Raw genomic sequence first — 25,950 nt, 5'->3', positions numbered from 1 at the left:
ATGGCAAAAGAAAAGTTTGAACGCGTAAAACCGCACGTAAACGTAGGTACAATCGGCCACGTTGACCACGGTAAAACAACTCTAACAGCAGCAATCACTAACGTACTTGCAAAAGTATACGGTGGTGTAGCTAAAGACTTCGCATCAATCGATAACGCTCCAGAAGAGCGTGAGCGTGGTATCACAATCTCAACTTCACACGTTGAGTACGATACACCAACTCGTCACTACGCACACGTAGACTGTCCAGGACACGCTGACTATGTTAAAAACATGATCACTGGTGCTGCACAGATGGACGGCGCGATCCTAGTAGTTGCTGCTACTGACGGTCCTATGCCTCAAACACGTGAGCACATCCTACTTTCTCGTCAGGTTGGTGTACCTTACATCATCGTATTCATGAACAAATGTGACATGGTTGACGACGAAGAGCTTCTAGAGCTAGTAGAGATGGAAGTACGTGAACTTCTTTCTGAGTACGACTTCCCAGGTGATGACCTACCTCTAATCCAAGGTTCTGCGCTTAAAGCGTTAGAAGGTGAGAAAGAGTGGGAAGACAAGATCGTTGAGCTTGCAGAAGCACTAGACACTTACATCCCAGAGCCAGAGCGTGACATCGATAAGCCATTCATCATGCCTATCGAAGACGTATTCTCAATCCAGGGTCGTGGTACAGTAGTAACAGGCCGTGTTGAAGCTGGTATCATCAACGTGAACGACGAAGTTGAAATCGTAGGTATCAAAGAAACTACGAAGACAACTTGTACGGGTGTTGAGATGTTCCGTAAGCTTCTAGACGAAGGTCGTGCGGGTGAGAACATCGGTGCACTACTACGTGGTACTAAGCGTGACGAAGTTGAGCGTGGTCAGGTTCTATGTAAGCCTGGTTCAATCAACCCACACACTAAGTTCACTTCAGAAGTATACGTACTTTCTAAAGATGAAGGTGGTCGTCACACGCCATTCTTCAAAGGCTACCGTCCACAGTTCTACTTCCGTACAACTGACGTAACAGGTAACGTTGAGTTACCAGAAGGCGTAGAAATGGTAATGCCTGGTGACAACATCAAGATGACTGTTGAGCTAATCGTTCCAATCGCGATGGACGAAGGTTTACGCTTCGCTATCCGTGAAGGTGGCCGTACAGTAGGTGCTGGTGTTGTAGCTACAATCATTGAATAATCAATAGATTGCAGTAACACTGTAAAAAAGGTCACTTAGGTGGCCTTTTTTAATGTCTGAGTAAGAACATTAGGGTTGTGTGTATTTTCGGATTGCGTTTCGATAATAGTTTTTTGTCCATCTGTGGCAAATTTTATTTATATCTCCTTTTTTCCAGAAGGGTATGATGACGCATCCAATAGCAAAAACTGCCATAAATATGCTCAGGGCTGTATCAGATTGTGTGGCTACATAAAAAGCTGCCGCGATAGGTAAACTGCAAAGGGTAATAAAGAAAATTATTGATAATAGGTAAACCGCATTGGCCCCATTTCTGTACTTTATTCTTCTGCTTTTTTCCTCTCTAATCTTCATTTTTCTCAGTTCTTCTTTTGCTTTTCTGCCTTCTATAACTTCCAATTCAAGATGATTCTTTTCACATATTACTTTCTCAATGTAGTCGTCATTTAAAAAAGCTTCACTCATTGATATTGAATCAATGGATATGTCTTCTGGTTTGGAAGGCGCTTTATTGATTTCATAATGTATCCTAGCAACAGTTTCAGTACTAACGTTACCTAAATCAAAGTCATCTTTTAAGGATCTATAAATATTGGAAATAGCCTTACAGACTTCATTCGAAAGTGTCAATTTTGCCCGGATTACAGGGTCAAATGAAGCTGGTATTTGCGCACTTCCACCAAACCCTTTGTGGAGTTTGAACCATAGTTTCTCCGTCAGAAACTCTATATTCGTAGCGTATGGAATAGAGCCGTTGCCATCGAATACATGGTCTGAAAAGGCTATGCGCTGAGGGAGCCAGCTTTCAGTTAGAAAAATACAGGCAACTTTGTCAATACTGAGTTTGCTGCTTCCATTTCTGAGATAATTAACTTTAGTGAATACTTTCAACACTGAAGATACCTGCTCTTCAGAAACGGTAGTCTCTTTTAATTCATCACAAAGAGATTCCAAAATAGACGTACTTTCTACATTAGTCTTAGAGTTCGAATAGTAGTCAGTATTTGACTCTTTTGTTATTTTTAGTTTACTTAATTTATCCTGGAATATTGCTTTTTTTGTAATTACATCACTACGAGAGGTGCATCCATTGCAAATATTTTTCATAGCAGTCTTTGATGGATCAATACTTGCTTTTTTTTCTACAATGTTTATTGCAGAATAAAAGAATGACTCAATCTCCCTGTCGGTTTCCTCAAAGTACTTTAGTTCAATTTTCCCGCTTTTCTTACTCCTATTTACTTCATTAGTTAAGTTATAGAAATCGTCAAAAAGTGTTTTATATAGAGAACCGTTGTAACCAACTGCATTAAAAAGGTGTTCAGTATCGAGAAAAACAGTTAGGCTTCCTTTCCAGCACCCTAAAGTTGATAAATCAGGAGAATATCTGATACCTGTATATAGGATGAGACCTTCTTCGATTTTTCTTAATTTTTCTGTGAAGCCTGATTCGTGTTGGAAGGCGACAATAAATTTTGCTATGCACTGACTATACTTATTACTGAGATCTGGCCGTGTAAGAGATCTTTCAAAACAATCCTCTAGTTCTCTTAAATTTATGTCTTTCAGCCCGCTTTTTGAGCAGAATGCGTTTAGTTTTGTGATCACATCATCATACTCGCAGCGTGACCTTTCAAAATCTTCTTGAAATTGAGTGTTATTGGTGGAAAGTGAGGTTGTGTTATAACTTCCATACTGGCGAGTTAAGAGCTGTTCTTTCACGAGTCGCTTTTTTAAGCAGCTCTTGACTATAGCTTCCGGTAAACGAAAGTTGAAATCTTCTTCTATAAACTGCAAAAGCTCCGTAGAGTTAAATGATTTAAGGTTTCTTGAGTTTATTGATGACATGATAAACTCTTTTAACACATCATATATATCTTTCTTTTCATCGAAAATTGCACGCAGAACTGCTGCTGAAGATAGCAAATTAACATCTTCCAAATTATAACTCCTTCATTCGTCGACAATACTATTGCGTGGGGTGAGTATCATAGAAAGGTTAGGACTTAATTCCGTATTTAGCTAGCAGACTTAGGTGACATCGCGTTACTGTGCTGAGCTTTGGTGGAAAGGTTGTAGCTGAATTACTATTTAGTCAGTCTTTGCATATTCAGATAATCTCTACTATCAACATTAATAATGTTTTAGAAGGCGAACGACTATGACTAGATTAACCCATGCACATCTTCATGAATTTTGTTGGGCGGAATTACGTGCGGCAGACTGGCGGATTGCGAAACCTTTTTATTGTGCGTTATTTAGCTGGGACTTCGATGATGAACGAGGTGCCAACGGGCAGTTTTACACCAACTTCAAAAAGCAAGATGATGTGGTCTCAGGCATGTTTGAGATGGCGGAAGATAAAAAAGCGGCTCGTATTCAAAGCTCTTGGCAGCCGTATGTTGCTGTACGTGATGTGGATGCATCAGTGGCTACTGTAAAGCGTTTAGGTGGAACATTGACACGAGGGCCTTATAAGATAGGTGATGCAGGCCGTATGGCGATTGTAAGCGACCCCAGTGGTGCCCACCTAACACTTTGGCAGGCGAATGAGCATATTGGCAGTCGTAGAGTGTTCGAGGCGAATACACCGTACTGGTATCAGTTAGCAAGCCGTAATAGCCAAGAAAATGAAACATTCTATACGCAGTTGTTTGATTGGCATTCAATACATCAAACGGTTGAAGGTTTGGATTATGTGATTTTTAGTAATGACGACCACGCTTTAGCGGGCATGGTAGAGATGACCGAAGCATGGAGCACTAATGCTCCCGCGCATTGGATGATCTATTTTGCGGTACTAGATTGTGATGCAATGGCAAAAAAGGCAGCAGGACTTGGAGCCAAGATATGTGTACAGCCAACCAATATACCGGAAGTGGGCCGTTATGCGGTGATTTGTGACCCACAAGGCGCGTTTTTCTCGATTATTGAGTCACACATGGACGTTATTTATAGTTAACTAGCAGTATCGTTATCTTGCTATCGTGTGCCACGTTATTATTCAACGCTAACAATCGTGAGTCTAAAGAAAGTTATTACAACAGGGCGGTTTGAAATGACTTTCTTACTGCCCTGAGATTTATTTATCGAACTAATTTAGTAGCATTCAAGTTTGGGGCTTGGCGCACATTCACCGGTCGTCGTGAAACGATCGTTAATGATAAGTAAGTCGCTTCTGCCATTGCTGTCAGTTACTTTGAGTGAGCCATAGATTGTTTTCGTTTCATTGTATCGGGTCATGAAGCTTTTCGTGTACTTAACCCCAGACTGTTGACCATAATTTAGATCCCATTCGTATCTTAAATTACTGCCAGTCGATGAGCTTGCAGACTTCACATACTGATTTCTTGAGCTTTCACTCCTTGCAACGGCTTTAGGACCACTTAATCTAGCCATTTGAGTACTTTGGCTTCTTACTGCACTTTGCCAAGCACTTAATGGTGTATCTGGGTCATAAAAAGACAGTAACTCGAATCGCTCGTATGCTGTTGGCTGACGACGTGCGATAGAATAAAACGTAGTGTTGATGTAAGACAAGAGCGATGGATCATACACACCTGCGTATTCCGGTGTCATATCGCATTGATCTGCGTTGATACTATTCACATAGCTTTGGGTTACATTTTCAATTTTACGTTGATTAGGTAAATAGTATTTACTTGAGTCTACTTTCTTTAATATATTGTACACGCCACTGGCTGCCGTGCGGCAAGTTCGGTTTAATGAATACATTAAATATTTATTAAACTTGCTGTCGCAGCGCGCTCGCATGTCTGCGTAGAACTCACTGTCACTTGCTTGTTTGGATTTCCCCAAAGTCTGGTAGTTAACATCATGCTTGTTACATTGGTTACGCCAAAGATCTTTGAAAGGTTTTGCAGCGTCGGTTATCACACCTACAACAGGGAATGTACAGCCATCTTGAACAATACTAGGCTTTGCACAAATTCGTGCATTAGCGACAAAAGATGTACTCATTCCCGCGATTAATAAGGTTGCTGCTATCGATCCTTCATATTTCATTTTTTCTTCCTAAATAATATGGTGAGAGAACGATAATACATGTACCGATAGCGAGGTCAAGTTTTGAGCATGCTAGCGGATCAAAAAAAACTGTAGGTTTTGCAGTAAAAAAGTGTGGGGTGACGATAGCGAATGAGCGCTTTGGGAGGATTTGCCACTTATAGCCGCTCTTCAGGTACCATAACCCCACGAACAGTTTGTTATTCATGGGGAAAGTCGGCAGCTTAGCGTACTTACTTTTGATCGGATAATAAAATGACGTATGAATCAATTGTCCCAAGCAAGTTAGCGACAGGGGTCACTGATTCAACCACAAGTCCTTGGTTTTGCAACTCTTCAAGTTGCTGATTGAGCAGTTCTAAATCAGGTTCGCTGGAGAACCAGTGCTTTTTCTTGTTGAATGTAAAAACTTTTTTCATGTTAATACCATGTGATGGGCCGAGTAACGTAGTTGCAAAGAGCAACTAAGCTGGTGTTACTTGTTGTCGCTGAGTAAACGCGCGATAAACATCTCTGCTTGCTCTTCGGTACAGCCTGTTTTGTCTATGACGTACATTTTTGGGTTGGCTATCTGGCCGTTCGTAACCCTGTGCTTAAACTGTGTATCGAAAAGTTGCTCATTTGGAAACTCAATACCAGAGCTGTTCATCAACGCTTGCAATTGACTGCGGGTTATTTTCGACAATGCTTTTACTTCACGTCTTAGCTTTAAGATATAAAACAAAAAAACGCCCAACATAAAACTGTTTAGTAATTCATAAAACATGTCGTTACCTTCTGATAATTTGGTAGAGTGGGTCTTAATATTTGGGCGATTCTATGTAATCTGATGGTAAATAGCCATAGTTATTCTTTTTGACTTTCACACCTTGATCCATCAAGAATTTAATTGTGCTTTGTGAAGCGCCGAATGTTATAGCATAGTGCATGGCATTGGTTCCATCTTCCAATTCAGCATCTAATTGTATGCCATAAGCGTGCAAAGCCTTAAGGTCCGCTCCCTTTCTGTTTAGCAAATTGCCGAAAACAGCAGTTCGTTCAAACGTGCCGCCAGCATTTAGGGCATTTTCTACTGTTGTCGTAGGTCCCCCCAAATTGACAATATGTTCCAACACAAATGTGGCTACTTGTTGGACTTCGGGCCCAGCTTCGAGCAGAATTTGGTTCACTTTTTCCCAGTCTCTTTCATTGAGTGGCGTCAGTACCTTTTCCACTTCTTGGGAAATTGGCGTGGTTTGAGTTGCTTTAATGTCTAAGCTTGCTAGTAATAGAGCTTCTTTTTCTTCAAATAAGTAGCCAAAACCTGTATCTAAAACTTCAGTATCGTAAGTATCTTGGCACCCCGACTCAAGGGCTGCCTGTTGCAACAGTTTTTTGGCATCTAGGTTGTAGCCAGCTCTGTGTTCATCTCCTAAGTACCTTTTTTGAATCTCACTGTTGTACTTAGATTTTATTAGTTTTAAAGACTGCCCAGAGAGCTCCCCGTACTCTCTTTGTACAAAATCAATAAACTGGATTATCTGTATATCCTCACCCTGAGCAAGATAATAGATAATATCCACGTCATTATATAACTGAGTTTTGAAGAATACGTTGGAGAAAAAGTCGAAATTTAAACTCTCAAGTGAAGATATTAGCAAATCTTCTTTTTGTACTTTTCCTTCACTTAAATTTGCTAACACACTTACAAAGTTATAGCTGTAGCCACTTTTTATTAAGGCAATCAGATCTTGTGCTTGAGGGCGCTCAAGTTGAGCCACTTTATGAATAAAATCTTCGCTTGGTTTGCCAGATAGTACGGAGGCTTTGATGTATCCTTTGTAGCTATTAGCGTCAGTTTGATTGCGCGCTATATGCAATAGAGCATTGTCAAAATCTTGATGCTCAACAAAAGTATAAAATTTGCTTGCTACGGGTGAGCTTTCAGGTGTTATATAGCTTGCTTTGAGTTGTGGTTTTAGCTCGTATTTTTGCGGTTGTGTAGCATGGTATATCGCGGCTTTTTCTTTTATTTTATTTTTTAAACTATAGAGGTCGCATTTATCTGAAGGACTGTTTTCTAAATCAGTTCTTGCATTTTTACCATATATTACTTGGTCTTTAGCTACAGTAAAGTCAGCCTCAGTTACTTGCTCTTTAGGCACTGTTAAGAGCGCTTTGTCATTATTCTCTTTTCTACCTATGAAAAAAATGAGCACAAGTGCCATAACAGCGATACTGATATACATTATTTTCTTCATGCACCAATCTTCTTTTGCTATCAGGTATATATAAAACTGCTTGTAAACAACAAGCAGTTTTACGCTAAGCTTTAGTTACACTCGCGCTCTTTCATTTTGGTGCCTTGTGCATCACACCATTTATGCGCTTTATATACTAAGCTAGTCGCTCCACCGCCGCACGTTGCTGCGCCAATACCCCATGAAATTCTACCACACAGTATACCCGCCGTAGTGGTATAACCCATGTATGTGTCCTTACAGTTTTCAACGGCAGCACTTACTCTTTCATTACACTGCTTTATATATTGTTCTCTATTGCCACCACCACCACCGCCATCATGGCGACCATCGTAGTCATCGTAGTTAATGGTATCGCGAGAGTCGGGATTGTTTCTTTCATTTAACCATCTCTCTTCGTATGAATCTGGTCTTGAACCAACTATGTCGAAGCACTCATCCATACTTGTACAATTTCGGTCGTTTCTAGCGTGAGCGCTACTGATCCCCCATCCCCAACCTGAAGTGAGCGCTGATGCGACTTCGTTAAAACTGGCGTCATCTTCATAAAAAGCGTCCATTGAAGGGGCATCTATGTTACCCATTAGTAGTGTTACCGCGACTACAGATTGCAGGCCCGCTTTTTTAATATTTATCAAAGTTAATCTCCGTGTTGTTACAACTGGTACCTTTTTTCGGTTCGGTTGCATGATAGAGTATCCTTAGAGCAATGACCAACAACTTATGAATTAATATTGCAATAAACTTTATAAAATGGTTAATTTTAGTTTTTTTGCTCGAAAATCACGCTGTCCAACCTATTGAAAACCTCAATAATTTCTGGTGATTCATAGATGATGGCATTTTCTGGGTACTTCAGTCTTCTAGGTATTATTAACTTTAAATCAACAAGCTCTTTGATTGTTTGGTGAGACTGTACAAAGTCCCATTTAAAGTGAGACATAAGGTCGGCTTCACAAATAATGGGTTGACTCCATAGGTAGTCAATTAGGTCTTTAGCATTTTTAGAAATAATGGCAAAGACCAGTTTTGATTGAATTACTCCCATTGTGGACTTTAGCAGTTTAAGTATTCTCGTCTTTGTCTCATCACACCAAGACACACTGTCATGCCAATAGTGATGAGGCGCTCGAGTGAAAGCGCTCTCACAAAGGGTGTCGTGAATGGCTTCAATATAAGTGTCGAATTTTTTATGCAATCTATAAAGTGAAGGGTGCAGCAATTCGCCATATTTTTTTTCTAAAGTGGTGTGCAGAACGAGTCTAGAAGTTCTGCCGTTACCGTCAGCAAAAGGGTGAATATTGAGTAATTGGTTATGTCCTATGATAGCTCTGACTTCGGGTGTTTGCGTTTGGTCATTTACAAACAAGAGCCAGTCATTAAGCAGTGCTGGGACCATTTCTGGAGGTGGGCTAACATAATAGGCATTGAGTGGACTCTCTCCGCCAACCCAATTCGGCTTTGTCCTTATTTTACCTGAATCACGGTGCTGTGCTTCAACCAGCCTGTGGACTTCCAAAAGCAGATCGAGAGTTATTTTTGGCTCACTGAGCATTAAATCTCTGGCTTTACTATAGCGATGCATTTGCTCTATTAATTCTTGTGCTTCAGGGTCGATATAGCCAATCTTACTAGAGACTAACGCGAGTCGTTTTCTTGATACACTGCGAAACTCTTTTAAACTTTTGTCTCCTGCAACCAAACGGCTTAGAAAAAAGTTAAGGTCAAAGGCCGGTGGAGCCTCGTGATTGTTGGTATTTAGCTGGTATTGAACATCCCAAGAGATATCTCTTTGCTGCAAACATGGTGGAACGGTACATGGAACAGTCTTTTTGATGGATAGAAAGTAGTGCTCAACAGTCTTTATGTCATTCATAGGTATTTGGCTTTATTTGTCTTATTATCAGTACATCTTCGGTGAAGCGTTCAATCACATGATATGAGTAAATAGTGAGGATGTGTTTTGATGTTTGGTTATGCAGGGCTTTGGAAGCTCGCCATTGTACCTAATTAAAGTAATTAGTCTAGACGAAAGCCAGATAACGAAGGTGGGTGGGGAATTACGGCACAAACTTGATGGGGACGCTGTGCTCATTGTCTTGATGTGCTTTAACACGCTCAAGGTAGCGTGCCCATAATGTTTCATGGTCGGCACATAGGGTTCTTAAATATTGCCAGCTAAACAGCCCCGTATTATGACCATCATCAAATACAATTCTTACGGCGTAATGGCCGACGGGTTCCAATTTGTCGATAGCGACGTTTTGTTTGTTTAATACCAGTTTCATTTCGCCCAAGCCATGGCCCTGTACTTCAGCTGAGGGGGAGTGAGTACGTAGCAGCTGAGCATTAAGTGTACATTGCAGCCCATCGTCAAAGTAGACATCTAAGGTTCGACTTTGTTGATGATAATGGAGTTTTGTTACGATATACATAGGCTTGCCATGGAAGCAAGCGGAGCGCTGGGCTCCGCTTTGAGTGTATTAAAGAATAAAGCGTGATAAGTCTTCGTCTTGTACCAGTGCATCGAGATGCTTCTCAACGTACTGAGAATCAATGACGAATGAATCGCCTGTTTTCTCTGACGCATCATAAGAAAGCTCTTCCATCAGCTTCTCCATCACCGTATGTAAACGACGCGCTCCGATATTCTCGGTTTTTTCGTTCACTTGCCAAGCGGCTTCTGCGATACGGGTAATTGCATCGTCGGTAAAGTTTATCTCAACCTGCTCCGTTTTCATCAGTGCCTGCTGTTGCTCGGTGAGTGAAGCGTGTGGCTCGGTTAAGATACGCTTGAAGTCGCCAGCTGTAAGTGGTTGTAACTCGACTCGGATCGGTAAACGGCCTTGCAATTCAGGAATAAGATCAGATGGTTTTGCCATCTGGAACGCACCTGAAGCGATAAACAGAATATGGTCAGTTTTAACCATGCCATGCTTGGTGTTGACGGTTGAACCCTCGATCAGTGGTAATAAGTCACGCTGTACACCTTCACGGCTTACATCAGGACCCTGAGCTTCACCGCGTTTACAGATCTTGTCGATTTCATCAATGAACACGATGCCGTTTTGCTCTACCGAGAAGATAGCTTGTTCTTTTAGCTCTTCTGGGTTAACCATTCTGGCGGCTTCTTCTTCAACAAGCAGCTTAAATGCATCTTTGATTTTGAGTTTTTTCTTTTTCTTTTTCTCGCCAGTCATGCTCTGGAACATGCCCTGCAATTGGTTGGTCATTTCTTCCATACCAGGGGGAGACATTATCTCAACCTGAGGCGCTGACTCGGCGATGTCGATATCGATTTCTTTGTCGTCTAGCTGACCTTCACGTAGCTTTTTACGAAATGTCTGACGGGTTGAGCTGTTTTCGCTTGGTTGTGACTCACCCCAAGCGTCTTTAGCCGGTGGCAGTAAGGCGTCAAGAATACGCTCTTCAGCAGCTTCTTCGGCGCGATGCTGGTACTTCTTAGCCTGTTGTTCGCGTGTCATTTTGAAAGAAATATCGACCAAATCTTTGATGATTGATTCGACTTCTTTACCTACATAGCCCACCTCGGTGAACTTGGTGGCTTCAACTTTGATGAACGGAGCGTTAGCCAATTTAGCCAGACGTCTTGCAATCTCAGTTTTACCCACACCGGTTGGACCGATCATAAGGATATTTTTTGGTGTGACTTCAGCGCGTAAGTCATCGTTCAATTGCATACGGCGCCAACGGTTACGAAGCGCAATCGCAACGGCTTTCTTTGCTTGGTTTTGACCAATAATATGCTGGTCTAATTCGTGTACGATTTCTCTTGGGGTCATTGCAGTCATGGCAATTCCTCTTACAATTCTTCAATAGTTTGGAAATTGTTGGTAAATACGCAGATATCACCTGCAATTTTGAGACTTTTCTCAACAATTTCTCGAGCGCTTAAGTCGGTGTTCTCAAGCAGTGCAATGGCAGCTGACTGGGCAAAATTACCACCGCTACCGATCGCGATTAGATCATTTTCTGGCTGAACCACATCACCGTTACCTGTGATGATCAATGAGGCTGTTTCGTCAGCGACGGCAAGCAATGCTTCTAGTTTACGCAGGGCTCTGTCGCTGCGCCAATCTTTGGCCATTTCAACCGCGGCTTTGGTGAGGTTACCTTGGTACATTTCGAGTTTGCCTTCAAAACGCTCGAATAACGTAAATGCATCCGCTGTACCGCCAGCAAACCCTGCCAGTACTTTGCCGTTGTATAGACGACGCACTTTGCGGGCATTACCTTTCATTACTGTGTTACCAAGTGACACTTGGCCATCTCCACCAATGACAACTTTGTTGTCGCGACGTACGCTTACGATGGTAGTCATAGTATTCCTTAAAAACTAAGGCGCTCTAGGCGCCTTCTATTAATCAGATAATTACAAGATATGGGTGATTGGCCTAAAATCAAGTCCAACCCCATATGCCGCAGCCCATGATCTTGATGCGCTTGAGTTTATTCTTGTCACTCTCGGCCTTGCGCTTGGTGTCGTATGGTCCTAAACGAACCCGGTACCAGACACCATTGCTGCCCTCGGTGCGGCGAATTTCTGCGATAAGCCCAGCAAATGCCATTTTAGCCTTCATTTCTTCAGCTTGAGCATGGGTTCTGAACGAGCCACATTGCATTTGGTAGGGACCTTTACTTTCAATTTCTTTTACATCAACCTTTACTTCATGTTCTTTTATTTCTTCCAAAAAGGGTTTGATAACAGGTTTTTGTAGTTTTTCTGGCGCTTTCTTCGTTGGTGCGCTAACAGGCGAGATTTTTTCTGGTTCTGCATTGTGTTTGATGTACCAAAGGCCATAAGCAAATCCTGCAACGAGCGCTAGCGCCGTCACAGCAAGCAGCGCTGGAAAGGGTTTTCGCGGCGCTGTATTTTTGCTGCCTTTGTTATTTTTTGGCTTTCTATTTATATAATCGTGTTGTGCCATAACTTACTTAGTAGGTATCCATTGGATCTATGTCTATACTCCAGCGAACGCGGTTGGCCAGCTTATGCTCACTGATATAAGCCATTAGCTGCGCAATATAGTTGTGTAGCACCACACGTTCTGAAGCTTGAATATGTAATTGATATCGATACTTACCCGCCATTCGCTCCATCGGTGCGGGGATCGGCCCGAGCAATTGTATACCACAGTAGGGGGTAGCTGGAACCAGATCTGTTAAAAAGTCGAATACCAATTGTGCATTGGTCGCTTGTGCGCGCAATATTGCTAGATGACTATATGGCGGCAACAGAGCTTCTTCACGTTCTTTTAGTGCATATCGAGCAAAATCTTGATAGCCATTATTCACCAAATCTTGTAATAATGGATGTTCGGGGAAATGTGTTTGTAGCAACACCCTACCAGCTTCGCCACTGCGCCCAGCGCGTCCTGCAACCTGAGTAATAAGCTGTGCCATATGTTCTGTAGCGCGAAAATCGCTGGAATACAGACCACTGTCTACATCAAGGATCACGACAAGGCTGACATCGGCAAAATGGTGGCCCTTAGCAAGCATCTGTGTGCCGACCAATATTCTCGCACCACCTTGGTTGATATCTGCCAAAGCATCCTCTAGCGCGCCTTTTTTGCGTGTGGTATCACGGTCAATGCGGCTAATTGGCGTGTCGGGAAAACGCTCAGACAAAAAGCTTTCTAGTTGCTCTGTGCCTAACCCCGCAGGCATGATTTGTGTGCTGCCGCAGTCGGGGCACTGCGGCGGGACGAAGCTTTGTTGTCCGCAGTGATGACACACTAACCTGCTCATCGCTTTATGGTAGGTACTGCTGGCGCTGCAATGATTACACTGACTTAACCAGCCACATTCGTGGCACAGTAAAGTTGGCGCGTAGCCTCTGCGATTTAAAAATACCATCACCTGTTTAGCGCGCTTGAGTGTGGCTTCAATGTGTTTCAAGGTATTAGCAGAGAAACCAAACTGTTCACTTTGGCCCTTCATATCAACAAGTAAAAATTGATTGTCGGTGGTGGTTTGCGCTCGCTGCGAAAGTGTCAGTAGCTGATATTTACCACTGATGGCTTTGTGCAAGGTTTCTAACGCCGGCGTGGCGGTGCCTAAAATCAGAGGTTTTTCTTGATTGGCACAGCGATACGCCGCTAAATCTCGGGCGTGATAACGCAGGCCTTCTTGTTGTTTAAAGGAACCATCATGCTCTTCATCAACGATGATCATCCCGAGGTTTTTGAAAGGTAAAAAGATACTGGAACGAGTGCCAATCACTAGGGCACAGCTACCTTTTTCAGATCGTCTCCAAGTATGTAGGCGCTCATTATCTGTTAAATTTGAATGCCATAAATCAATGGGCGTGTCGGGAAAGCGTCGTCTAAAACGGTTGACGGTTTGTGGTGTTAATCCTATTTCAGGGACTAAGACTAAAGCCTGCAAACCGTTATGTAAAACGCGCTCTAAACTTTGTAGGTAGACTTCTGTTTTGCCACTGCCTGTCACGCCTTCGAGTAAAAAGCAGCGAAAGTCCGCTTGTTGATTAATCGCACTACAGGCGGTGGCTTGTTCTTCATTTAATTTTGGCTTAGACGCGATGTTAAGTACTTGGCTTTGCCACTGAATGTCGTGTTTGATTTGCTCTTTTATTAACTGTTTATCTAGTAGCGCATTGATTTGCTGTTTACTAAAGCCAAGCGCTTTGAGCTCAGTTAAGCTAGATTCGCCAGATTCACTGAGTTGTTTCAGTAAAGCTTGCTGTTTTTTTGCTCTGAGCGTGGGAAGCTGTTTACCCTTTTGGGTCAAAGAAAAGGTAGCAACAGTAGTTTTATCTGGATGCTCACCTTCTCGTAATGCGGCTGGTAGCGCTGTAAACAAGGTTTCGCCCAGTGGATGCGCATAATATTGGGCGGTAAAGCGCAAAAATTTAATATGTTCTGGCGATAAAATTGGGCTACTGTCTAATACCTGTACAATTTTTTTTAGCTTATTTTCGGGTACTTCGGTATGAGATTTAATCGCCAATACAACTGCGACTAACTTTCTATTGCCAAAAGGTACTTTGACTCGACAGCCCACTGTTACGGTACAGTGCTCCGGTATCGCGTAATCAAATGTACGAAATAAAGGCACTTTAATAGCAACTTCAGCAAACATCTATGAGCCTGTTAGGCAACTTAACATGCCTGCTAATGTACTAAAGGCGGCTGAAAAAACCTAGTTTAACTCGGTGGCTAAGCGGTCGATTGTACAAAAAATACTATTTTTGTTGATTTATTGCTTGTGGAAAACTCACGAGTTACATAAAATACGCGTCCACTAATTTGTATAAACTACGTATGGTGCCAAACTTCGGGTTTGGAGAGCGATACGGCCTAACCAGAGGTTGCTATGAAAGAAGGTATTCACCCTAATTACGAAACGATCAACGCTACTTGTTCATGTGGTAACAAGTTCGAAACTCGTTCAACACTATGTAAAGACATCCACTTAGACGTATGTTCTGAGTGTCACCCGTTCTATACTGGTAAGCAAAAAATTCTTGATACAGGTGGTCGTGTTGATCGCTTCAACAAACGTTTCGGCGCGCTTAGCAGCAAGAAATAAGAAATGTTTGACTAAAAAAGCACCTAAGGGTGCTTTTTTTGTGCCTAAAATTTTTATACCTGTGATGACGACGTCTACTGCACTTTACCTTATCGTCATGTATCTATCTTAAACTGTCATATGTTATGCAAAATAATATTAAATAGAGTTAACACTCTAATTTATTTTCATTATCTCCATTATTCATTGTTATGCATTTGTATTTTATTCTTATACGATTATATTTTAATCATTACATGAGGTTAGGTTTGCTTATGATGATTCATTTATTGCATAAAAATGCCGGCGATAATTTGCTCCAAAAACAAGAAGTTCTTTAACATGTAGTTAAATTTCAAGAAAAAAGGGTTAAAAGCAATTAACTTCTTCTATTTTGTTTGTTTTTCGTTTTAACTGCCCGTTTAGATAAAGTTGCACATTATCAGAGCAAAAACATGGCTACTTTTTTACGGAAAGGCTGCATTAAATGAATTAATTTAGGTTAAAAGTCGGTAAAAATGTGGTGATTTTCGGCTAAATATCGCTTAAGTGGATCGACCTCAAATAGCTTGAATATATTTATAAACAAGGTATTGTTTAACTAACTTTGCGAATTTTATCTCACTCTCACTTTTAACTTCTAGCAGGAAAAAATCGCGTCATGTCAAACTTTCGTGAACAAGCACTACATTATCATGCTCATCCCGTTCCAGGTAAAATCAGCGTAGAGCTGACCAAGCCAGCGGAAACCGTAAAAGACCTCGCACTGGCTTATAGCCCCGGTGTTGCAGAGCCCGTACGTGAAATCGCTGCCGATCCTGCTGCTGCTTACCAATATACTGGTAAAGGTAACATGGTTGCTGTGATCAGCAATGGTACCGCCATTTTGGGATTGGGTAACTTGGGCCCATTAGCATCGAAGCCTGTTATGGAAGGTAAAGCACTGCTGTTCAAACGCTTCGCGGGTCTAGACTCTATCGACATTGAAGTGAAACATCGCACAACCGAAGATTTCATCAATACTGTTGCCAATATCGCAGACACATTCGGTGGTATTAATCTAGAAGATATCAAAGCGCCAGAATGCTTTGAAATTGAAAAGGCGCTAATTGAACGTTGTGATATTCCTGTGTTTCATGATGATCAGCATGGTACTGCCATTGTGACAGCTGCGGGTATGCTAAATGCGCTTGAGATCCAAGGCAAAGACATTCATGACGCCATTATCGTTTGTTTAGGTGCCGGCGCTGCGGCTATTGCTTGTATGGAGCTATTGATCAAGTGTGGCGCTCAGCGTGAACATATTTACATGCTTGACCGCAAAGGTGTGATCCATACACGTCGAGATGACTTAAACGAGTATAAAAAGTTGTTTGCCAACAACACAGATAAGCGCACTTTGCTGGATGTAATTGCTGAAGCTGATGTGTTTGTTGGAGTATCTGGCCCTGACTTGTTAAAGCCAGAAGAGTTGAAATTAATGGCAGACAAACCAGTGGTATTTGCATGTTCAAACCCAGACCCTGAAATCCACCCAGAACTGGCGCACAGTGTTCGCAAGGACTTGATAATGGCTACAGGTCGCTCTGATTTTCCTAACCAAGTAAATAACGTATTGTGCTTCCCGTTTATTTTCCGCGGTGCGCTGGATGTTAGAGCAACGGCTATTAATGATGAAATGAAAATTGCTGCCGTTGAAGCGATTCGTAGTATTGCCAAAGAGCCTGTTCCAGAAGAAGTGCTTAGAGCTGCGGATGTGGAAAGTCTTGAGTTTGGTCCGCAGTACATTATTCCTAAACCTATGGATCCGCGTCTGTTACCACGCATTGCTAAAGCTGTTGCGCATGCAGCGATTGAGTCCGGTGTCGCGCAGGTTGACTTGCCAGAAAACTACATGGCACATCATAAAGCGCAGTAAGATGTATGATAAAAAAGGCCAGCAACCGCTGGCCTTTTTTATATGTTAGAGAATATCGGTGAGTAAGATGCCCACACCAAAGCGTTGGATATGGGCATTGTAATCAATCATGCTTTCGCCATAACCGTTAAAATATTGCGCATAGCCACGCAATCTACCCGAGATAGGAAAAGACCAGTCGAGTTGTATTGCGCCTTTATTATCACTGTTAAGGTTATTACGGGTCATGAATCCAAACTCATGTTCTTCATATCTGTAAACACCACTAAACTCGAAATAACCCATGTATTTATAGATGTCAGGGTTATCATCACCTTTGGCAGTTAGTATGTCTTCTTTACGTTCTTCAGGTAAGCGATACCAGGGTTTAAAGCTGAATACAAAACCTCTATTTTCCCAGATAAAGTTGGCATAAATGCGATTCCAAGAGCGTGAGTTTGGCTGGCTTCGACCATTGGATTGGTGAGAGATACCCAGCACAAAGGCCATTTCATCACCCCACAAAACATTATCATCATCCAAGAAGTTGACCCAAAACAGTTCTGGCTCGTAATTGGTTTCACGAAACGGGGAGGAGATGTCTTTGTTATAAAACTGCCAAAACGATTTAAGTGTAAAGCCCATATAAATGGCCTGATCTTTATCAGAAAACCCAGAATAAATAGGGACCTTGAGTGAAAGTTGATATTTCACTTCAAAGTTGTCGAGTGGCTCGCCTTCTTCTTCATCAATGGCACGCAGACCGCTAAACGGTCGGCTATTGGGATCGGTTATATAAGATACGGGTAAAATATAGTTACGATGATGTGGCGTGATCACATTACGGTTGGTTTGGCTTACGCGCTCACGGGCCATGCGCTTATCAAGTGCGCTAAGTTGTTTGTCGACATCAAGCTGTGCGCAATATTGACGCAGTTGCTCAACGGTACGAGTCTTATCCCCGGAGATCACTTCATTGAGAATACACTGTTTTACGAGGTCAATTTCGTCGTGTTCTGAGCCACTATCACTGGCTGGCGCTGCAAAAGTCGAAGCACTCAGCCCGCCAAAGAGTAAACAGAAAATAAATGAGCGAAGTTGCATAATGTATTGTTTCTTAGTGAGTTAAGCCAGTAAGTATACACTTTTACTGTGAAGTTGCGATGAACCGAGCAGACCTTGCTGGCGAAGTGCCTACAACATAAAGCCACAAAATGCAGTGAAATATATTTTATTAGAGCTTAAGCTCTGCCCTGTAAAGCTCTTCATATATAGCCTGATGAATCTATTTATATATATTTTGATAATTTACTGTTAAATATTTAAGTTTGTTTTTTGACTTAGTGCTTAGGCATATCTATTCTCCGTTGTACTAAAAAGTACATAGCGTTTTAGTGTTTTTTGGTGATTATGTTCAAAGGAATTAAACGTAAGGAAACTGTTTTATGGAAAAAATTTTATTTGCTTGCCTCGTTTGGCTTGTTTGTTTTTCGAATTTTGCTAATGCAGACAACTATCTAACTTGTAACACTTGTACGACGGCCTTCTCAATGCAGCAAAAAGCAATGCAAAAAGTGCGTGCAATGACAGAAGGATCAGGCATTAACTCCTCACATAAGGTTCATATCGCGAACTTTACAAAAGGTTTTGCAAAGTCTTTTAGTGTGACTTCAAGGCCTGAGTTTGGTCAGTGGGGGGAGCTAGAAACGGTTGTTGTGGCCAGAGTCTCGAATACGCCGCAGCATATCCAGGAAAGTGTAAATGTTGGGTATACGATGTTGAGTCGCTCAGCATTTGGCAAACCTATACAAGTTCCTGTAAGCAGTGGCTTTGACAGTGCCTGGGATCTGGCGAGAAATTACAGCAATCATGAACGATTTGATAATTGGTTTGAAAGTAACCATTCATTCATTTACTGGGCGAGTCAATTTGCATCTGCAATTGGTGGTAACTGGCTTGGCGGTGTAAATGGTATGGAGATCAAGTTTACTTTTGATAATGGGTCTAGCATCGTAATGAAGGCGGCGACGCTTGGTGCGACGTTGAGGCTTACATATAAAGAAAAAAGTGCACGAGACGCTAATGGCAATATGATACCTGATACTGGAGAAACCGTTGGCGGCAATTATTCATTTACGACCGATCAGGGTCTGCAGGATTTTATCAACACATTGGCGCAACATGGCATTCAAGTCACGGTGATACATGGATCGGGCTGGATGGGCGGAGGGCGTGGTGGTACGGTCACGATAGTGCCTTTCTCTCCACGTTAGCAAGTTGTATTTTAAAAAGGTAACGTTATGGATATCAATATATTTGCAATGGTTCGGGATGGGAGTATTTCACCTTTACTATTTTGGTCAATCATATCAGTGATTATTGCTTTGCCAATACAGTTGTTAATTGCCAAGTTAAAAGGGTTTAGATTAATGCCCGCGCTGATCAGTGGCTGTATTCCTATTCTTAACCTGCACATTATGCTGGGGTATATTTTGATGGCAGTCTTTTATAGGAAGCCGCGTGAAAAAGAGTTAGAGGAGTAAAAAGTAACGTTATGGATATAAATATATTTCAAATGGCACGCGAAGGTGAGATCTCAGTGCTTGTACTGGTATCAATTGTAGGGCCAATTATTGTTATACCAATACAGTTGTTAATTGCCAAGTTAAAAGGATTTAGATTAATGCCAGCGGTGATCAGTGGCTGTATCCCGATCCTGAACCAATTCACCATGTTGGGTTATATTTTGATGGCGATTTTTTATAAAAAGCCGCAAAAAACACCCAAGGCGTAAAAAAGGCTGGCGGCGAATGCCGCCACACCTTAGTAAGCTTGCCAAAGCCCGCTTACTCTCACGCAATTTTAACGATTAGTTCAATTCAAAGTAATTCGTAAAAAACTTATATAGTTCAGTGCCTTGGTTTACTGAGGCAGATGCAAAATGCAGTATGGCAATAGCATCTTGTTCAATAGTGACATTTTGTAGCGGCTGCTCAGATAAATAACGTTCCATTCTTAGAATATGGGCAATGGTGTCACCTGCTTTCACGTGTGATCCAAGAGCCGCTGTGTATTCTACCATCCCGCCCATCGGCGCATAATAAGCCACGTAGTCTTTGAGCATACAGCCGTAACGGGTAATATTGGTTGGTTGATAGGGCGAGTTGAGTAACACCTCTTTGTGGGTGAGATAGCTTAAAATACTCTGAGCATCTAACTTAGCCTCGGTTAAGTCGATTTTTTCTTGAGAGCCTAGTTCAACAGTAAATGCCTCAACCATGACGGGAATATCTCGAGCGCGCAGCGCAAAGGCTTGCTGTAATGACCACCAAGGGCAGAAACTGGCCTCATCCAGCGCACCGCCAAATTCATCCGGGATCAACAAAACATGCTCAATATCAAAATAACTGGCGCTGGCTTTAGCATATTCTGGACAATACAAATGCTTGGCAGAAATGGGGCCGGTATGTAGGTCTAGTACAATATCCGCTTCATGAGCAAGACGTTGCAAGTTCAGCGCTATTCGTTGGCCTGTATTAATACTGTGTGCAGGCTTATCTAACAGCGCTTGCGTCTGGTGGATAAGAAGGGTGCGAAATTGCTGCTTTATTTCATCCAAAGAGTCATGCAAATGTGCATCAACAAACTCGTTTACCAGAGTCGAGTGGTCGTGGTACATACGGTTCCAGTTAGTCCCCGTGATTGGGTCGAAGCGTCCAAGGGTGAACTCCCCTGATTTTTGGTTACAACCAATGGGGTTTGCATAAGGGACTAAGGTGATATCACTGGCCAGTGTTTGCTGTTTTAATTGTTCAAGTAACTGATAAATAACTGCGTTACCTTGCACTTCGGCACCATGCATATTGGCCTGAATATACACTTTAGGTCCGCTGCCATTGCCCGTCATTCTATACACGGGAATAGTCAATGGCAGACCATTGGCAATTTCGCCAACCAAAATATTCTCTTGGTTTATTTGATTCATATTAACGTCTACCTTAAATACTCATTGGCAGCAACTGCTGGGCGAATACACTGGATTTCACCATGTTCAATCACATACTCTGCAGGTAACTCGTGACATAGAAAGTAGGGCATGCTTTCGGTAAAGCCATAAGCGCCACATTGACTAAATACCAACCAGTCATTTTCATTTATGTCTTGTGGTAATTCATGCCGACCTAAGTGATCCAGCGCGGTACAAAGTGGGCCATGAATGAGGTAATCTCGCTTGGCTGCGGTTGAAGTTCTGAGTAGTTCACACGGGAAGGCTTGGCAGGTTACTGCAGGGCGCAAAATATGATTGATTCCACCGGCAACGATGAGCTGATGTTCACCATAGTTTTGTTTTTGTTCCACCACAGGGTTGGCGTAATGACCATATTCGCCTACCGCAAATCGACCCAACTCCATCCATAACTCTTCAACACCCGATGCCGCTTTGATGCTGGCAAGTGAGTCAAGTAATTGAGTCCATACAAGTTTTATCCCACCTTCTTGGTAGGGGATCCCTAAGCCTCCGCCTAAATCTAACACCTGTAGTCTAAAACCTAAATTGTCAGCCAATGCCAACAATGGTGGTACCATTTGTGACCAAAGCTCAGTTAACTTTTGTGTACTGAGCATGTTGCCCCATTGGAAAATATGCAGACCGACGAAATTGAGTGCTTTAAAGGCGTTTATATCAAGAGATTGCCACTGCTGTGTACCCAAACCAAAAGGCGTGAGGCTATCACCCCCTAGCGGGTTTTTCTCGCCATCTGGCCAACGCAACTGCACGCGCAGCAGTACGCGTAATTGCACGTTTTGCTCGCTAGCAACTTGGTTGAGCCAATGCACTTGATTGTGGCTTTCGGCCACAAAGGTACGTACCCCTTGTGACAGAAAGTGTTGGATCTGAGGTTTAGACTTTGCAGGTCCGGTATTGAGCACACGCGATGAGCAGACACCTTGCTTGAGTACCTGATTGAGTTCACCACTGCTGGCAACGTCAAAATCAAAGCCGGCTTTGTCTAATGTTTGGATCACTTTAGACAGAGGGTTGGCTTTGACGGCATACCACAGTTTGACCACTGACTGCTCTGTCAATGGCTTAAGGTGAGCTAACAGTCCATCTAAATCGTACACAAAAAAAGGAGTTTGCTCTGATTGAGTGATCTGTTCGATTACTTGACGATGTGCGGTGCTCAAAAATGGCATTATCGTAAGACCTCTTCTAGTGCAAGCGATGCATCGCTTTGTTCATCTCGGTACTTGACGATTAGGGCGCACGACATACTTAAGCCCTGTTCGCGACCCCATGCACTAGAAGATGGGCGTGAGCCTGGGATCACAATGGCGTTTTCAGGAATAGGTTCGCCTTTGTCCAGCATACGTTCGTTCACACAGTCATAAACAGGAATGGTGGCAGATAGGCGAACACCCGGTGCTAATACCGCACCTTTTTTTACCACCACGCCCTCTACTAGTACACAACCTGCACCAATAAACGCGTCATCTTCAATGACCACAGGGTTGGCACCAATTGGCTCAAGCACGCCGCCAAGTTGTACTGCTGCGCTTAAATGCACATTTTTACCAACTTGTGCACATGAACCTACTAGAGCATGGCTATCAACCATGGTGCCTTCATCAATATAGGCGCCAATGTTAACGTAGGCAGGTGGCATGATAATGGTGCCAGATGCCACATATGCACCACGGCGCACGCTTGAACCTCCAGGCACCATACGTACCCCTGCGTCGGCGGCAAAGCCTTGCGGCGCTAGATTGTGTTTATCAACAAAGCCGCCTGGGAACTCGGTGTTGGTGCCATTTTTGAACGCTTCTAAAATGCCTTGTTTCACTTCAACATTGGCATGCCATTGTCCTTGTTCGTCTTGTGTTGCTGCACGCACAGTGCCGTTTTCTAAGTTATTTAATAGCTCTAACCAGCTCATAATAATTGCCTTAATTCCAAGATAAAATTGAGTCGTTTGCGTAGTGAAGTGCCTGTTTACAAGGCAGTTCAAGGTGCGTTAGTGGTGGACGAAGATGCGGTGTGGCCAGTTTGCCTTGAGCGTGCATTAACACTTTAACAGGGATTGGATTGGCGACACTAAACAGGCTGTTGACAGCGCTTGTCCAAGTGGTAAATAAGTTAGGAAAAGTGCCCGCAAGTGAGCGACGAACAAACTCAGCGGTTTGTTCGGGCCACGCATTGGCGGCAACTGAGACTAGCCCAGCGGCACCTGCTTGTGCAAAGTAGGGCATAAGCCCATCATCACCACTGTAGATAGCGATGTGTGGTGCGGTGTTGCGAAATGCTTCGAAGGTGGCAATGTCGCCACTGGCTTCTTTGATAGCCCAGAAATTGTCATGATGTTGCAGGTTTTTTAATACCTGAGGGGTAATAGAAACCGCACTGCGGCCCGGCACGTTATAAAGCATACATGGCTTTTTGGCTTTGCTGAGCAAAGCATCAAACCATTGTGTCTGGCCGACATCACCTGGTTTTGCATAAACAGGCGAGCCCAGTAAGTAAGCATCAACATCCAAGGTGTTGCAAAATTCTATCCATGCCAACTGTTCGGTTAAATTAAATCCACCGACAGCCACCATTAGTGGAACACTTGGTGCAAGTGCACTCACATACTCGACAATCGCACGTTGCTCATGTTTATCCAGCGCGAGTCCTTCTCCAGTGCTGCCGAGAATAAGAATGCCATTATTGGCTTGTTGTTGCTCATTGATGAGCTGCTTAAGTGTGTTGTAGTCGACGTTATTGTTCGCATCAAAGGGCGTAACCAATGCGGTCCACAACGGATAATTGGATAAATCGAATTGTGATTTCATCTCTACCGAACTTATAGCGTGTTCGGAGTTGGGCAAGAGTCCAAACTTCGAACAGTTAAAATTCGAAGAGCAATGGACTTAAAAATGACAAGGCAAATGGCCTTATTATTCTAAGACCAGAAGCTCTCCACCAAACTTATTTATTTTTATGTGTGACATAAAAACAATTGGTGACAGTCGCTGGGATTCAGCCCAGTCGCCCGAAAATAATCGTTAGCAAAATGATTAATTTCTCGGCGTTAATTCCCCTCGCTGTGTATCACGGGAGTTTGCTCTCCTCAACACAGTTACCTGAATAACGCACCTCTTCCAGCCCTCAGTCAAGGTATTGACCTTGACCACAAAATAGGGTGAGCGCGCATTGAAACATCTTAGCCATCTAGGTGTCAAGTGGCTAAACGCCAATCAGAGCAATTTGGACTACACTGTCAAAGAGAAGGATGATGAAGTGGACCTATGTTGAAATTAATAAAAGCGATTCGCGCCCGCTATATTTTGGCTGTGTTGGCTATGGCTCTATTGGTCTCCATAGCAACTGGCTTTATGCAGTTTTTACTTTATGATAAACAACAAGATGCGACCGTTGTGAACATCGCAGGTATGCAGCGTATGCTGTCACAAAAAGTGTTGCTTCACGCTCAGAGGCTGGTGAGTTTGCAAAATGAGCCACAGGTATTTCAGGTGGTTTACAGTCAGTTACAAAGCAGTGTCGATAGATTTGCGGTCAATCATGAATATCTGATGTCAAAACGTGCTCAAGAGCATGGCTTTTTTTCACCAAAGCTCAATGAGTGGTATTTTTCACAGCCAATCAGACTGGACCAACGAAGCCGAGACTTCATCGCGCGCGGGCGCAATTTGCAGTTAACTGACCCTATTGAATTGGACGAACTTTATCGCTTATCACAAAGCCTCTTGATAGATCTTGATGGCGCAGTACAGCTATTTGAAGAGCAAGCCAATAGCGGTTTAACAACCCTTCGTTATGTTGAGATGCTGATATGGTTGCTGGCCATGGTGTTGTTGATTGTTGAGGTGAAGTTCATCTTCCGTCCCATGGAAATGCAAGTACTTGCAGGGCTGCGCGAATTGGAAAACCAAAAACAGCAGACGCAGCAGGCATTGAGAATGAAATCACGGTTTTTGGCAAGGGCGAGCCATGAGCTACGCACGCCCTTGCAATCGGTGCTTGGGTATTTGGATCTATTCCGAACGGAGCATCAGCCATTACATCTTGAACAAGCCATTACTTCGGCTCATCAGTTGAATATACTCATCAATGAAATGCATGATTTTAGTCGTTGGTCTAATGAAAAGGTGAGGATCCAAAATAGCCGTGCTGATTTGCCAACCATGATTGAAATGGTTGTTGCTCCTTACCGTTTAGCTGCCCAGAGAAAGGGGTTACGGTTACAGGTACAGATGACGGATAATGAGCATAAACGCTTATTGTGTGACCACCAACATTTGGCTTGGATTTGCTCTCAACTCCTTGATAATTCGATTAAGTTTAGTGACTCTGGAACAATAACGCTAGCGGTAGAGCTGAATACTGGCGACTCCCAAAGCAGCTTAACGGTGAGTGTCAGTGACCAAGGCTGTGGATTGACTCAAGAGCTCATCGATTCGATGACAGTACATGACGATAAAAATAACCATTTTCAGGGAATGCAGCTAGGTTTAGTACGCTGCCAGTGGTTGGTTAATGCCATGTCAGGAGAGCTGAATCTCTCAAATTCACCTCAGGGGGGCGCCTCTTTGCGCTTCACTATTCCTGTTACGATATTAGATGATAATGAAGTATTGATAAGCGCGGATGCCTCCGGTAAAAAAGCGTTACTGGTTGAGGACAATGCGATCAATGCGGTGGTGATCACCAAGCAACTTCGCACTTTGGGCTTTGATGTGGTACGTGCTGAGCATGGAAAGGCGGCACTGCAAGTTCTGGAAACACAAACCTTTGATGTCATTTTTATGGATTTAAACATGCCTCATATGGATGGCTATGAAACTATAGAGAAAATAAGAAATCAACTTAACTTGAACACCATAGTCATTGTGGTAACAGCTAATGATGAGCAGCAGGATTTAGACAGAGCGATTATTTTAGGAAGTAATGGCTATGTGATTAAGCCGCTACAACAGGTAGAACTGGTTAAAGTGCTCGATGAATTGGGTGTTGTCACTTTGCGTGAAGAGCACTCAAAGTGACTG

Annotated in this window: 25 protein-coding genes and 1 riboswitch; of the genes, 8 read left to right on the top strand and 17 right to left on the bottom strand. The window is 42.8% G+C overall.

The features are described from left to right. A complete protein-coding gene (tuf, locus tag BIW53_RS07595) occupies positions 1-1,185 on the top strand; it encodes an elongation factor Tu (RefSeq protein ID WP_070989959.1) in 1,185 nt (394 codons plus the stop codon). Positions 1,186-1,254: 69 nt separating this feature from the next. Here the strand turns inward: tuf and BIW53_RS07590 are convergent, their stop codons facing one another. Further along, a complete protein-coding gene (locus tag BIW53_RS07590; RefSeq protein WP_070991250.1) occupies positions 1,255-3,126 on the bottom strand; it encodes a hypothetical protein in 1,872 nt (623 codons plus the stop codon). 220 nt (positions 3,127-3,346) lie between these two features. On the opposite strand from BIW53_RS07590, the gene BIW53_RS07585 reads away from it, so the two are divergent. Beyond that, positions 3,347-4,147, top strand: a complete 801-nt coding sequence (locus tag BIW53_RS07585; protein WP_070991249.1) for a VOC family protein — start codon at positions 3,347-3,349, stop codon at positions 4,145-4,147. Positions 4,148-4,284: 137 nt separating this feature from the next. On the opposite strand, the gene BIW53_RS07580 is transcribed toward BIW53_RS07585, so the two are convergent. From BIW53_RS07580 to priA, 11 genes are all read right to left on the bottom strand, one after another. Further along, positions 4,285-5,211 carry a phospholipase A2 family protein gene (locus BIW53_RS07580; RefSeq protein ID WP_070991248.1) on the bottom strand — a complete coding sequence of 309 codons (927 nt, stop codon included), beginning with the start codon at positions 5,209-5,211 and terminating at the stop codon, positions 4,285-4,287. A 233-nt stretch (positions 5,212-5,444) separates the two neighbouring features. Continuing rightward, positions 5,445-5,630, bottom strand: a complete 186-nt coding sequence (locus BIW53_RS07575) for a hypothetical protein (protein ID WP_070991247.1) — start codon at positions 5,628-5,630, stop codon at positions 5,445-5,447. Positions 5,631-5,686: 56 nt separating this feature from the next. After that, positions 5,687-5,977, bottom strand: a complete 291-nt coding sequence (locus BIW53_RS07570; protein ID WP_070991246.1) for a hypothetical protein — start codon at positions 5,975-5,977, stop codon at positions 5,687-5,689. Between the two features lie 34 nt (positions 5,978-6,011). Beyond that, a complete protein-coding gene (locus tag BIW53_RS07565) occupies positions 6,012-7,451 on the bottom strand; it encodes a hypothetical protein (protein WP_139158797.1) in 1,440 nt (479 codons plus the stop codon). 71 nt (positions 7,452-7,522) lie between these two features. Next, entirely contained in the window at positions 7,523-8,089 is a 567-nt protein-coding gene (locus tag BIW53_RS07560) for a hypothetical protein (protein WP_139158796.1), read from the bottom strand. Between the two features lie 125 nt (positions 8,090-8,214). Further along, positions 8,215-9,327 (bottom strand): Fic family protein, encoded by a 1,113-nt coding sequence (locus BIW53_RS07555; RefSeq protein WP_070991243.1) that lies wholly within the window; start codon positions 9,325-9,327, stop codon positions 8,215-8,217. 184 nt (positions 9,328-9,511) lie between these two features. Further along, positions 9,512-9,886, bottom strand: a complete 375-nt coding sequence (locus tag BIW53_RS07550; protein ID WP_070991242.1) for a gamma-butyrobetaine hydroxylase family protein — start codon at positions 9,884-9,886, stop codon at positions 9,512-9,514. A gap of 48 nt (positions 9,887-9,934) precedes the next feature. Further along, positions 9,935-11,263, bottom strand: a complete 1,329-nt coding sequence (gene hslU, locus BIW53_RS07545) for an ATP-dependent protease ATPase subunit HslU (protein WP_070991241.1) — start codon at positions 11,261-11,263, stop codon at positions 9,935-9,937. 11 nt (positions 11,264-11,274) lie between these two features. Beyond that, complete coding sequence (gene hslV, locus BIW53_RS07540; RefSeq protein ID WP_070991240.1) at positions 11,275-11,793, bottom strand: ATP-dependent protease subunit HslV; 519 nt, start codon at positions 11,791-11,793, stop codon at positions 11,275-11,277. Positions 11,794-11,872: 79 nt separating this feature from the next. Next, on the bottom strand, positions 11,873-12,400 hold the full coding sequence (locus tag BIW53_RS07535) for an SPOR domain-containing protein (protein WP_070991239.1): 528 nt from the start codon (positions 12,398-12,400) through the stop codon (positions 11,873-11,875). Between the two features lie 7 nt (positions 12,401-12,407). Continuing rightward, positions 12,408-14,576 carry a primosomal protein N' gene (gene priA, locus BIW53_RS07530; protein WP_070991238.1) on the bottom strand — a complete coding sequence of 723 codons (2,169 nt, stop codon included), beginning with the start codon at positions 14,574-14,576 and terminating at the stop codon, positions 12,408-12,410. Positions 14,577-14,810: 234 nt separating this feature from the next. Between priA and rpmE the strand changes: the two genes are divergently transcribed. Both rpmE and BIW53_RS07520 read left to right on the top strand, forming a co-directional pair. After that, positions 14,811-15,026: a 50S ribosomal protein L31 gene (rpmE, locus tag BIW53_RS07525; RefSeq protein ID WP_070986469.1), complete on the top strand. Its 216-nt coding sequence runs from the start codon at positions 14,811-14,813 to the stop codon at positions 15,024-15,026. Between the two features lie 640 nt (positions 15,027-15,666). Further along, complete coding sequence (locus BIW53_RS07520) at positions 15,667-16,923, top strand: malic enzyme-like NAD(P)-binding protein (RefSeq protein ID WP_070991237.1); 1,257 nt, start codon at positions 15,667-15,669, stop codon at positions 16,921-16,923. A gap of 45 nt (positions 16,924-16,968) precedes the next feature. Here the strand turns inward: BIW53_RS07520 and BIW53_RS07515 are convergent, their stop codons facing one another. Further along, positions 16,969-18,006, bottom strand: coding sequence for a phospholipase A (locus tag BIW53_RS07515; RefSeq protein ID WP_084228095.1), 1,038 nt, complete (start codon positions 18,004-18,006; stop codon positions 16,969-16,971). A 341-nt stretch (positions 18,007-18,347) separates the two neighbouring features. Here BIW53_RS07515 and BIW53_RS07510 point away from each other — a divergent pair, with 341 nt between their 5' ends. Genes BIW53_RS07510 through BIW53_RS07500 form a run of 3 tightly spaced genes read left to right on the top strand, consistent with a single transcriptional unit; the run spans position 18,348 to position 19,696 of the window. Beyond that, the gene (locus BIW53_RS07510; protein ID WP_070991236.1) at positions 18,348-19,175 is read left to right on the top strand and encodes a hypothetical protein; all 828 of its coding nucleotides are present in this window, start codon (positions 18,348-18,350) and stop codon (positions 19,173-19,175) included. A 27-nt stretch (positions 19,176-19,202) separates the two neighbouring features. After that, a complete protein-coding gene (locus BIW53_RS07505; protein ID WP_070991235.1) occupies positions 19,203-19,445 on the top strand; it encodes a hypothetical protein in 243 nt (80 codons plus the stop codon). Between the two features lie 11 nt (positions 19,446-19,456). After that, the gene (locus tag BIW53_RS07500; protein WP_070991234.1) at positions 19,457-19,696 is read left to right on the top strand and encodes a hypothetical protein; all 240 of its coding nucleotides are present in this window, start codon (positions 19,457-19,459) and stop codon (positions 19,694-19,696) included. Between the two features lie 75 nt (positions 19,697-19,771). Here BIW53_RS07500 and BIW53_RS07495 read toward each other — a convergent pair whose 3' ends face one another. Genes BIW53_RS07495 through dapA form a run of 4 tightly spaced genes read right to left on the bottom strand, consistent with a single transcriptional unit; the run spans position 19,772 to position 23,736 of the window. Beyond that, positions 19,772-20,887 (bottom strand): succinylglutamate desuccinylase/aspartoacylase family protein, encoded by a 1,116-nt coding sequence (locus tag BIW53_RS07495; protein WP_070991233.1) that lies wholly within the window; start codon positions 20,885-20,887, stop codon positions 19,772-19,774. Between the two features lie 8 nt (positions 20,888-20,895). Further along, on the bottom strand, positions 20,896-22,101 hold the full coding sequence (locus BIW53_RS07490; RefSeq protein WP_070991232.1) for a PLP-dependent decarboxylase: 1,206 nt from the start codon (positions 22,099-22,101) through the stop codon (positions 20,896-20,898). Beyond that, a complete protein-coding gene (locus tag BIW53_RS07485) occupies positions 22,101-22,841 on the bottom strand; it encodes a 2,3,4,5-tetrahydropyridine-2,6-dicarboxylate N-succinyltransferase (protein ID WP_070991231.1) in 741 nt (246 codons plus the stop codon). The genes BIW53_RS07490 and BIW53_RS07485 overlap by 1 nt, the downstream gene beginning before the upstream one ends. Positions 22,842-22,851: 10 nt before the next feature. Next, complete coding sequence (gene dapA, locus BIW53_RS07480; protein WP_070991230.1) at positions 22,852-23,736, bottom strand: 4-hydroxy-tetrahydrodipicolinate synthase; 885 nt, start codon at positions 23,734-23,736, stop codon at positions 22,852-22,854. A 112-nt stretch (positions 23,737-23,848) separates the two neighbouring features. After that, a riboswitch (Lysine riboswitch) is annotated at positions 23,849-24,053 on the bottom strand. A gap of 139 nt (positions 24,054-24,192) precedes the next feature. Here dapA and BIW53_RS07475 point away from each other — a divergent pair. Beyond that, positions 24,193-25,947: a response regulator gene (locus BIW53_RS07475; RefSeq protein ID WP_070991229.1), complete on the top strand. Its 1,755-nt coding sequence runs from the start codon at positions 24,193-24,195 to the stop codon at positions 25,945-25,947. Positions 25,948-25,950 lie beyond the last annotated feature (3 nt).

Source organism: Pseudoalteromonas byunsanensis (assembly GCF_001854475.1).
Lineage (GTDB): Bacteria > Pseudomonadota > Gammaproteobacteria > Enterobacterales > Alteromonadaceae > Pseudoalteromonas > Pseudoalteromonas byunsanensis.
Note: the sequence above shows the minus strand (reverse complement) of the source record. Positions and strands in the feature narration are given on the sequence as shown.

Excerpts from the sequence above, each read along its gene's own strand:
- BIW53_RS07485 (WP_070991231.1), bottom strand. The coding sequence starts at position 22,841 with ATGAGCTGGTTAGAGCTATTAAATAACTTAGAAAACGGCACTGTGCGT.
- tuf (WP_070989959.1), top strand. The coding sequence starts at position 1 with ATGGCAAAAGAAAAGTTTGAACGCGTAAAACCGCACGTAAACGTAGGT.
- BIW53_RS07490 (WP_070991232.1), bottom strand. The coding sequence starts at position 22,101 with ATGCCATTTTTGAGCACCGCACATCGTCAAGTAATCGAACAGATCACT.
- BIW53_RS07565 (WP_139158797.1), bottom strand. The coding sequence starts at position 7,451 with ATGAAGAAAATAATGTATATCAGTATCGCTGTTATGGCACTTGTGCTC.
- BIW53_RS07495 (WP_070991233.1), bottom strand. The coding sequence starts at position 20,887 with ATGAATCAAATAAACCAAGAGAATATTTTGGTTGGCGAAATTGCCAAT.
- BIW53_RS07535 (WP_070991239.1), bottom strand. The coding sequence starts at position 12,400 with ATGGCACAACACGATTATATAAATAGAAAGCCAAAAAATAACAAAGGC.
- hslV (WP_070991240.1), bottom strand. The coding sequence starts at position 11,793 with ATGACTACCATCGTAAGCGTACGTCGCGACAACAAAGTTGTCATTGGT.
- BIW53_RS07510 (WP_070991236.1), top strand. The coding sequence starts at position 18,348 with ATGGAAAAAATTTTATTTGCTTGCCTCGTTTGGCTTGTTTGTTTTTCG.
- BIW53_RS07555 (WP_070991243.1), bottom strand. The coding sequence starts at position 9,327 with ATGAATGACATAAAGACTGTTGAGCACTACTTTCTATCCATCAAAAAG.
- BIW53_RS07585 (WP_070991249.1), top strand. The coding sequence starts at position 3,347 with ATGACTAGATTAACCCATGCACATCTTCATGAATTTTGTTGGGCGGAA.
- BIW53_RS07515 (WP_084228095.1), bottom strand. The coding sequence starts at position 18,006 with ATGCAACTTCGCTCATTTATTTTCTGTTTACTCTTTGGCGGGCTGAGT.
- BIW53_RS07500 (WP_070991234.1), top strand. The coding sequence starts at position 19,457 with ATGGATATAAATATATTTCAAATGGCACGCGAAGGTGAGATCTCAGTG.
- BIW53_RS07475 (WP_070991229.1), top strand. The coding sequence starts at position 24,193 with ATGTTGAAATTAATAAAAGCGATTCGCGCCCGCTATATTTTGGCTGTG.
- BIW53_RS07580 (WP_070991248.1), bottom strand. The coding sequence starts at position 5,211 with ATGAAATATGAAGGATCGATAGCAGCAACCTTATTAATCGCGGGAATG.
- hslU (WP_070991241.1), bottom strand. The coding sequence starts at position 11,263 with ATGACTGCAATGACCCCAAGAGAAATCGTACACGAATTAGACCAGCAT.
- BIW53_RS07575 (WP_070991247.1), bottom strand. The coding sequence starts at position 5,630 with ATGAAAAAAGTTTTTACATTCAACAAGAAAAAGCACTGGTTCTCCAGC.
- rpmE (WP_070986469.1), top strand. The coding sequence starts at position 14,811 with ATGAAAGAAGGTATTCACCCTAATTACGAAACGATCAACGCTACTTGT.
- BIW53_RS07550 (WP_070991242.1), bottom strand. The coding sequence starts at position 9,886 with ATGTATATCGTAACAAAACTCCATTATCATCAACAAAGTCGAACCTTA.
- BIW53_RS07505 (WP_070991235.1), top strand. The coding sequence starts at position 19,203 with ATGGATATCAATATATTTGCAATGGTTCGGGATGGGAGTATTTCACCT.
- dapA (WP_070991230.1), bottom strand. The coding sequence starts at position 23,736 with ATGAAATCACAATTCGATTTATCCAATTATCCGTTGTGGACCGCATTG.
- priA (WP_070991238.1), bottom strand. The coding sequence starts at position 14,576 with ATGTTTGCTGAAGTTGCTATTAAAGTGCCTTTATTTCGTACATTTGAT.
- BIW53_RS07570 (WP_070991246.1), bottom strand. The coding sequence starts at position 5,977 with ATGTTTTATGAATTACTAAACAGTTTTATGTTGGGCGTTTTTTTGTTT.
- BIW53_RS07520 (WP_070991237.1), top strand. The coding sequence starts at position 15,667 with ATGTCAAACTTTCGTGAACAAGCACTACATTATCATGCTCATCCCGTT.